Below are 8,421 nucleotides of genomic sequence, written 5' to 3'. Positions count from 1 at the left end.
CACGCGCTTAACGGCAACGAGGATTTTCATGGACGTTAGTCCTCCACAAGTCTTGAGACGCCCGCGGGCGCATGACGTTAAAAGGGGTGCATAGGATACCGGGCAGAGTGAGCGCCCGAAAGTACAAATTGTCGCTTTGTTGGACAAAAATGCCGGGTTAGTGACCGATTGTCGCCAACCCGGCAGTCCTGAAGGGAATTACGCGGCGCCGAGTTGCGCTGCGTAAGCTTCCAGGTGGTGGTCATCATCACCAAACTGGTGGCTGATCATGACCAGGCGCTTGGCGTAGTGGGCGCCGTTGTACTCCCAGGTCATGGCGATACCGCCATGCAGCTGGATGCACTGCTCGGCCACGTAGCGACCTGCGCGGTTGACGATGAACTTGGCGGCGGCCAGCTTGGCGCTGCGCTCGGCGCTGTCGGCATCGTCTGCCAGCGAGGCGGCCAGAATGGCCATGGAGGTGGCACGCTCCAGTTCGCTGATCATGTCGACCATGCGGTGTTGCAGGACCTGGAACTTGCCGATCGGCACGCCGAACTGCTTGCGGGTCTTCAGGTAGTCCAGGGTCAGGTCGCAGGCAGTGCGCATGGCACCGACCGCTTCGGCACACAGGGCAGCGATGGCGCGGCCGCTCTGGTAGCGAATGGCGTCGAAGGCCTTGCCGGCTTCGCCCAGCAGCTCGCCTGGCGCGTTGTCCAGGAACAGCTCGCAGGCTTTGCGACCGTCAATGGTGGCGTACACGCGGCGGGTTACGCCAGCTGCGTTCGGGTCCACCACGAACAGGCTGATGCCTTGCTCGTCACGGCTGTTGCCAGCGGTACGGGCAGAGACCAGAATCTTGCCGGCAGTCTGACCGCCGATCACAACACCCTTGCGGCCGCTCAGGCTCCAGCTGCCGCCTTGCTCGGTGGCCGTGGTGGTGACGTTGGCCAGGTCGTAGTGGCTGTTCAGCTCGTCCAGTGCAACGGCGGCTTGCAGCTCACCGGTAGCAATGCCGCCCAGCAGCTCTTCTTTCTGCGCGTCGCTGCCCAGCTGGCCGATCAGGCCGCCAGCCAGCACTACGGACTCCATGTAGGGTTCCAGGCAGATGCCCTTGCCCAGTTGTTCCATGATCAGCATGGTTTCAACGCCGGTGCCGCCGAAGCCGCCCAGTTCTTCAGAGAACGGAATGGCGGTCAGGCCCAGCTCACCCAGCTGCTGCCAGAAGGCGGTGCTGAAACCGGCTTCGCTGGCGCTGAATTTGTTGCGGCTTTCGAAATCGTAAACGTCGCGAACCAGGCGTTCAGCGGTTTCTTTGAGCATTTGCTGCTCTTCAGTCAGTTTGAAATCCACGGTCGGCCTCCTCAGAGCTCAAGAATCATTTTCGAGACGATGTTCTTCTGGATCTCGTTGGATCCACCGAAGATCGACAGTTTGCGCATGTTGAAGTACTGCGACGCCGGGGTGGCCGCGTAGTCGTCAACCAGCATTTCGCCGTCGTAGTCCAGTTCCATTTCTTCCGGCAGGAAGGGCAGGGCATACGGACCCAGCGCCTTGCGCATCAGGTGCGTGATGGCCTGACGGATTTCGGTGCCTTGCACCTTCAGGATGGAACTCTCGGAGCCCGGTACGCCGCCTTCGGACGCTGCGGCAACGATACGCAGGGTGCTCATTTCCGCCGCCATCAGCGACATTTCGACTTCGGCGATCTGGCTGCGGAACAGCGCGTCTTCGAGCAGCGGCTTGCCGTTCTTCTGCTGCTTGGAGGCGATGCGCTTGAGGTTGGTCAGCGCGGCCTTGGACGCACCGATACCAGCCAGGCCGGTACGCTCGTGAGTCAGCAGGTACTTGGCACAGGTCCAGCCCTTGTTCTCTTCACCGACCAGGTTCTCGACCGGTACCTTGACGTCGTCGAAGAAGACTTCGTTGACTTCGTGGTCGCCGTCCAGGGTGATGATCGGGCGAACGGTGATACCCGGGGTCGCCATGTCGATCAGCAGGAAGGAGATACCACGCTGCTGCTGGGCTTCGGGATCGGTACGCACCAGACAGAAGATCCAGTTGGCATGCTGGCCTAGGGTAGTCCAAGTTTTCTGACCGTTGACGATGTAGTGATCGCCATCACGCACGGCGCGGGTCTTCAGCGAGGCCAGGTCGGAACCGGCGCCCGGCTCGGAGTAACCCTGACACCACCAGTCAGTGCCATCCAGAATGCGCGGCAGATAGGTGGCTTTCTGCTCTTCGGTACCGAACTTGATGATCACCGGAGCAACCATGTTGACGCCGAACGGCACCAGGCGCGGCGCGCCGGCAGCGGCGGACTCTTCGTCAAAAATGTGCTTCTCGATCGGGCCCCAGGTGGTGCCGCCGTGCTCTACCGGCCAGCCCGGCGCGTACCAGCCGCGCTTGGACAGGATTTTCTGCCAGCGCTCGTGGTCTGCCTTGTGCAGGTGTTTGCCCAGCTTGACCTTCTGAGCGATGTCGGCAGGCAGCTCCTGCTTCAGGAATTCACGCACTTCATCACGGAAGGCGAGCTGTTCGGGAGAAAAATGGATTTCCATTGTGGTTCCTCGTTGTAATACGGGTATCCGACGGTCAGCCCGTGGGCTGACCGTACTGATTCATCACAGGTCGGCGAACTTGCGCCCTTCCTTGGCCAGTTTTTCCAGCAGAGCGGCCGGCTTCCACCAGGCGCCATGTTGTTCGTGGAATTCGCAGATGCGGGCGTACACGCGATCCAGGCCGACCGCGTCAGCATAGAACATCGGGCCGCCCTGATGCGCGGGGAAGCCGTAGCCGTTCAGGTAGATGACGTCGATGTCGCTGGCGCGCTGGGCAATACCTTCTTCCAGAATCTTGGCGCCTTCGTTGATCAGGGCGTAGATGGTGCGCTCGATGATGTACTCATCGCTCAGCTCACGACGCTCAATGCCCTGCTCCTTGGAAGCGGCTTCCATGATGGCCGGCAGTTCCGGGTTGGGCAGCGGGGTGCGCGAGCCCTTCTCGTAAACGTAGAAGCCTTTGCCGGTCTTCTGGCCGAGCAGGCCGGCTTCGGCCATCTTATCCAATACGACCGGTAGCTTGAACTCGGCCGGCAGGGTCTGACGCTGACGGGTACGAATCGCCAGGCCGATATCCAGGCCGGACAGGTCGCGCATGGCGAACGGGCCCATCGCCAGACCGAACTTGCGCAGCGCGCCGTCGATCTGCTCCGGGGTACCGCCTTCTTCCAGCAGGAACTCGGACTCGCGGCCGTACTGGAATACCATGCGGTTGCCGACAAAGCCGTCGCACACGCCCACCGGCACCGAGACTTTCTTCAGCTTCTTGCCGATCGCCATGGCGGTAGCCAGTACGTCGTTGGCGGTTTTCTCGCCACGCACCACTTCCAGCAGGCGCATCACGTTGGCCGGGCTGAAGAAGTGCAGGCCAACCACATCCTGCGGGCGCTTGGTGAACTCGGCGATGGCGTTCAGGTCCAGCGAGCTGGTGTTGGAGGCCAGAATGGCGCCGGGCTTGCAGTTGGCGTCCAGTGCTTCGAAGACCTTCTGCTTGACGCCCATGTCTTCGAACACGGCTTCGACAACAACGTCGACGTCGGACAGGTCGGCATAGCCGGTCACGCCGCTGATCAGAGTCATGCGCTGTTCCAGCGCGTCCTGGCTCAGGCTGCCGCGCTTGACGCTCATGCCGTAGGTGTCACGGGCGCGCTCAAGGGCTTTGTCGCGGGCTTCTGAGCTGATTTCCAGAATCTTCACCGGAATACCGGCGTTGGCGAAGCAGATGGCAATGCCGACGCCCATGGTACCGCCACCGATGACCGCGGCCGACTTGAAGTCGCGCACCGGGGTGTCTTTCGGCAGGTCGTTGATCTTGGAGGCCTGACGCTCGGAGAAGAAGGCGTGAACCAGCGCGGCGCGCTGCGGCGACACCAGGCACTCGCCGAACAGCTCGCGCTCGCGCTTCAGGCCCTCAGCCAGCGGCAGGGCAAAAGCGGCTTCAACGGCGGAGACGCAGCGCTGGGGCGAAAACAGACCCGGCATCTTCTTCTCGATTTCGGCGCGCTTGGCAGCAACAGCGGCGGCGTTGTCGACGCCGTCGAGCTTGTCGGTACGCTCACCGGTGCGACGCGGACCCTTGCCTTCGGCCAGCAGCTTCTCGGCAAAAGCGATACCGGCAGCGGTCAGGTCGCCCTCAACCAGCTCGTCGATCACGCCCAGATCGTGCGCTTCCACGGCACCGATCGGGTTGCCGCTGACGATCATGTCCAGGGCCTTGGCAACGCCAACCAGGCGCGGCAGGCGCTGGGTACCGCCAGCACCCGGCAGCAGGCCGAGTTTCACTTCCGGCAGACCCACCTTGGCGCTCTTGACGGCGATACGGTAGTGGCAGCTGACGGCCACTTCCAGGCCGCCGCCCAGGGCGGTGCCGTGGATGACAGCAACGCTCGGCTTGCTGCCGGCTTCGATGCCGTTGACCACGTCAGGCAGGCTCGGCTCCTTCGGCGGCTTGCCGAATTCCTTGATGTCCGCGCCGGCCATGAAGGTCATGCCTTCACAGACCAGGACGATCGCCTTGACGTCCGGATCGGCTTCGGCAGCTTTGAAGCTTTGCTGCAGGCCTTCACGCACGGCGATGCCGAGGGCATTGACCGGGGGATTGTTCACGGTAACGACCGCGATGGCGCCTTTGCGCTCCAGAGTGACCACATCAGACATGCTCGATCTCCGTCTGTTTTGTTGGGTGTGTTTCACTACGCGAAATAGCGGAATCATGTTTCGCTAGGCAAAATACAAAAAATAAAACCGCTTGTCGATGCCTCGGGAAAAGGAAATGGGGGTTTATTAGTTAAGGTGATGAATCCGGCCGTCGCTAGCGATGGCCGGATTCATCACAGCTGCAAGCTGCAAGCTTCAAGCGAACCCCGAACCGGAGGGGGCTTGTTTCAGGTGGGCACAAAAAACCCGGCTCACACAGGTCCGGGTTTTTCTTGCCGCTTGAAGCTTGCCGCTTGAAGCTTGCCGCTTGCAGCTGGGGTCAAACCCCAAGCCTTTCGATATCGCGCGCGAGCATGGCGAGCTGGTGGGCCAGCTGGGTTTTGACACGCTCTTCGGAGACCAGGTAGGAGGGGGCGCCGCAGGTGAGTACCATCAGGCTGCCGTCTTGCAGGCGCAGCGGCACGCCGGCGGCGTTGACGCTGCGATCCCAGTCGCCGAGTGAAAGGCAGAAGCCGTGCTGCTGGTACTCATCAAAGCTGCGCTGCAGCGAGGCCTGCAGTTCCGGCCAGGTATCCGGGTTGCGGGCTTCGATCGCGCTCAGCAGGTAGCTGCGCTCGTCGTCCTTCATGGCGGCCAGATAGGCGCGTCCGGCGGCGGTAGTGGCCAGCGGCAGACGCTCGCCCACATCCATGCGCAGTGAGGTGGATTCCGACGGGCGGCAGTTTTCGACATAGATCATCGACAGGCGGTCGCGGCAGGTCAGACCGACCGAGGTATTGGTGTTGCGGGCAAACTCATCCAGGTACGGCTTGGCCAGCTGGCGCACACGCAGGTTGGAGACGTAGGCATAGCCCAGCGCCAGTACGCCGGAGTCGAGTTGGTACTTTTCCAGTTGAGTGGAGTAGCTCAGGTAGCCCAGCTTGGTCAGCGTGTAGGTCATGCGCGAGACCGTCGGCTTGGGCAGTCCGGTGATGCGAGCGATATCCTGATTGCCCATGACCACGGAACCCTGGCTGAAGGCGCGCAACACGTCCAGCCCGCGTGACAGCGCTTCAACGAATTTGCGGTCCTTGGCAGGGGCGTCCTTTACTGTTGGTTCCAGCTCATCTTTCATCGGGTCATGTACCTTGTGGCGCATCAGGGTGATGCGGCCGAATGTGGTTTGGTGCCTTATCAGGTATTGCTGTCGCCAGCGCGCGGAAAGATATCACGATCAAAAGCCCGGCACAGTGACACACTGATACTCTGTATCTGTTTTGTTAATGGCGGCAGTGCGAAGTGTCTCGATCATTGCACAGCCCGCCTTGAATAGACTAGCATCTTTTTGGTATTTCGTTCCGCAGTGCAAAACAATAGTCCAAAAACAAGAGGCTGAGATGTCTACACCTGAGCACTATGCCGTCAGTGCGCAACTGGCAGAACTGGGTCACACCACGATCTTCGATATCCTGGAACAGTCCTGCAGCCGCTATGGCGACAGTCCGGCATTTTCTTGCGGCGCCGACACTCTGACCTTTAATCAACTGCGTGGCCGCGCCGACGCTTTTGCTCGTTATCTGCGCCAGCATGCCGGTCTGCAGCCCGGTGACCGCCTGGCCATTCAGCTGCCCAACCTGCTGCAGTACACCATTGCCATCTTCGGAGCTCTGCGTGCCGGCCTGGTGATCGTCAATACCAACCCGCAGTACACCTATCACGAAACTCGCCACCAGTTTGCCGACTCCGGCGCTCGCGCCGTGGTCGTGCTCGACAAGCTGGTCCCGCTGGTGCGCAAGATCCAGGGCGCCACCGAGATCGATACGCTGATCGTCACCAGTATGGATGATTACAGCAACCCGCAATTCGACAGCAGTGAGTCGGACGAGGTGCGCTTTATGCAGGCGCTGCGGCTGGGCGACGAGCTGCCGGCCATCGAGACGGAGCGCGGCCTGGATGACCTGGCGCTGCTGCAATACACCGGCGGCACCACCGGGGTGTCCAAGGGGGCGATGCTGACCCACCGCAATATTCTCTGCAACGTGCTGCAGGCGGTAAGCATCCTCAAGGAAGGCGATGTGGATTACGGCAATGAAGTGCGGGTGTCGCCGCTGCCGCTCTACCATATCTTCGCCTTCACCGCGAACTGCATCGCCTCGGTGTTTACCGGTTTCCACACCATCCTGATCACCAATCCGCGCGATCTGGATGGGCTGATTGCCGATCTCAAGCGTCACCCCTTCACCCTGCTGACCGGTATCAACTCGCTGTTCGTGTCGCTGATGAATCACCCCGAGTTCGACAACGTCGATTTCAGTCGCCTGAAGTGGGTCAACTCGGGCGGTGCGCCCCTCAATACCGAGATCGCTCGCCGCTGGCAGGCGCGCACCGGCAGCGTGGTGCGTGAAGGTTACGGCCTGACCGAAACCTCGCCGGTGGTGGTCGCCTCGACCTCCAAGACGCCATATAAAGAAGGCTTTATCGGGCAGCCGGTGATCGACACCTGGGTCAAGACCGTGGATGACAATGGCAACGAAACGCCACGCGGCGAGCCGGGCGAAGTGCTGGTCAAGGGCCCGCAGGTGATGCAAGGCTACTGGCACCGTCCAGACGAGACGGCTGCTACCTTCTCGGACGACGGCTGGTTGAAGACCGGTGACGTCGGCGTGCTGGATGAAGAGGGCTTCCTCAAGCTGGTCGACCGCAAGAAAGACATGATTCTGGTCTCCGGTTTTAACGTTTACCCCAACGACGTGGAAGACGCCGTGATGCTTCATGCCGGTATTCGTGAGTGCGTTGCCGTAGGCGTGCCGGACGAGCGCACCGGTGAGGCGATCAAGATCTTCGTCAGCCTGAACGACGCCACGCTGGATGACAGTGCCATTATTGGCCACTGTCGGGAACACCTGACCGGCTACAAGGTGCCCAAGCACGTCGAGATCCGCGACGACCTGCCCAAGTCCACCGTCGGCAAGCTGTTGCGACGGGTACTGCGTGACGAAGCGCGCGGTGAGGGCAAGGCGTGAGTGAGCCACTGCAGTTCAGCCTGCAGGACGGGGTGGCTGAGATCCAGCTGGACGACGGCAAGGCCAATGCGTTGTCGGAAACCATGCTGGAGCAGTTGCTGGCGGCCATCGCCAAGGCGGCGGAGGCCGATGCAGCGCTGCTGATCAGCGGTCGCCCCGGGATCTTCAGTGGTGGCTATGACCGCAAGCTGATTGACGCCGGTGGCCCGGCTTGCGACGCCATGCGCGCCGCTGGTGATCGGCTGACGCTGGCGCTGCTGGATTACCCGGCACCGGTGGTCATCGCCGCCACGGGCCATGCAATGGCCAAGGCCGCCTTCATGCTGCTGCTGGCGGATTACCGGCTGGGCACCGAGGGTGACTACCGGGTATCGCTGAACGAGGTTGCGATTGGCATGACCATGCCGGATGGCGCCATGCTGCAGGCGCGCGCGCGTCTGTCGCCGCAGTGGCTGAACCGCTGCGTCCTGCAGGCCGAGGTATTTGCCTCGGCCGGCGCGCTGGAAGTCGGTTTCTTTGATGAGTTGCAGCCGGCCGATCAGCTGCTTGAGCGTGCCCGCGCCAAGACCCGGCAGCTGGCAGGGCTGGACCGTCGTGCCTACCGCGAGACGCGGGCGCTGCTGAATGCGCCGTTGCGTGAGGCGTTTGTCGGCTTGCTGGGCTGAGTATCGGCATGGTTTCTGGTAGTTCGCTTTTCGCCTTCACGGCGAGCTAAGGGGGGG

Annotated in this window: 6 protein-coding genes; 2 read left to right on the top strand and 4 right to left on the bottom strand. The window is 61.8% G+C overall.

The annotated features are described in order from the left end of the window. Nucleotides 1-198: 198 nt before the first annotated feature. The 4 genes from ASB58_RS19715 to ASB58_RS19700 form a co-directional block, all read right to left on the bottom strand. Nucleotides 199-1,332, bottom strand: coding sequence for an acyl-CoA dehydrogenase family protein (locus ASB58_RS19715; RefSeq protein WP_118132065.1), 1,134 nt, complete (start codon nucleotides 1,330-1,332; stop codon nucleotides 199-201). 11 nt (nucleotides 1,333-1,343) lie between these two features. Then, a complete protein-coding gene (locus ASB58_RS19710) occupies nucleotides 1,344-2,540 on the bottom strand; it encodes an acyl-CoA dehydrogenase family protein (RefSeq protein WP_096006342.1) in 1,197 nt (398 codons plus the stop codon). A 63-nt stretch (nucleotides 2,541-2,603) separates the two neighbouring features. After that, nucleotides 2,604-4,697 (bottom strand): 3-hydroxyacyl-CoA dehydrogenase NAD-binding domain-containing protein, encoded by a 2,094-nt coding sequence (locus tag ASB58_RS19705; protein WP_118132064.1) that lies wholly within the window; start codon nucleotides 4,695-4,697, stop codon nucleotides 2,604-2,606. 319 nt (nucleotides 4,698-5,016) lie between these two features. Continuing rightward, nucleotides 5,017-5,811 (bottom strand): IclR family transcriptional regulator, encoded by a 795-nt coding sequence (locus ASB58_RS19700; protein WP_065335774.1) that lies wholly within the window; start codon nucleotides 5,809-5,811, stop codon nucleotides 5,017-5,019. 262 nt (nucleotides 5,812-6,073) lie between these two features. Here ASB58_RS19700 and ASB58_RS19695 point away from each other — a divergent pair, with 262 nt between their 5' ends. Together ASB58_RS19695 and ASB58_RS19690 are read left to right on the top strand one after the other, a co-directional pair. Next, nucleotides 6,074-7,699 carry an AMP-binding protein gene (locus ASB58_RS19695; RefSeq protein ID WP_118132063.1) on the top strand — a complete coding sequence of 542 codons (1,626 nt, stop codon included), beginning with the start codon at nucleotides 6,074-6,076 and terminating at the stop codon, nucleotides 7,697-7,699. Then, complete coding sequence (locus tag ASB58_RS19690; RefSeq protein WP_118132062.1) at nucleotides 7,696-8,364, top strand: crotonase/enoyl-CoA hydratase family protein; 669 nt, start codon at nucleotides 7,696-7,698, stop codon at nucleotides 8,362-8,364. Before ASB58_RS19695 ends, ASB58_RS19690 begins: the two co-directional genes overlap by 4 nt. Nucleotides 8,365-8,421 lie beyond the last annotated feature (57 nt).

This window comes from Pseudomonas abyssi, from assembly GCF_003444685.1.
Taxonomy (GTDB): Bacteria; Pseudomonadota; Gammaproteobacteria; order Pseudomonadales; family Pseudomonadaceae; genus Halopseudomonas; species Halopseudomonas abyssi.
Note: the sequence above shows the minus strand (reverse complement) of the source record. Positions and strands in the feature narration are given on the sequence as shown.

Coding starts and splice junctions, on each gene's coding strand:
- ASB58_RS19710 (WP_096006342.1), bottom strand. CDS start 2,540: ATGGAAATCCATTTTTCTCCCGAACAGCTCGCCTTCCGTGATGAAGTG.
- ASB58_RS19705 (WP_118132064.1), bottom strand. CDS start 4,697: ATGTCTGATGTGGTCACTCTGGAGCGCAAAGGCGCCATCGCGGTCGTT.
- ASB58_RS19700 (WP_065335774.1), bottom strand. CDS start 5,811: ATGAAAGATGAGCTGGAACCAACAGTAAAGGACGCCCCTGCCAAGGAC.
- ASB58_RS19695 (WP_118132063.1), top strand. CDS start 6,074: ATGTCTACACCTGAGCACTATGCCGTCAGTGCGCAACTGGCAGAACTG.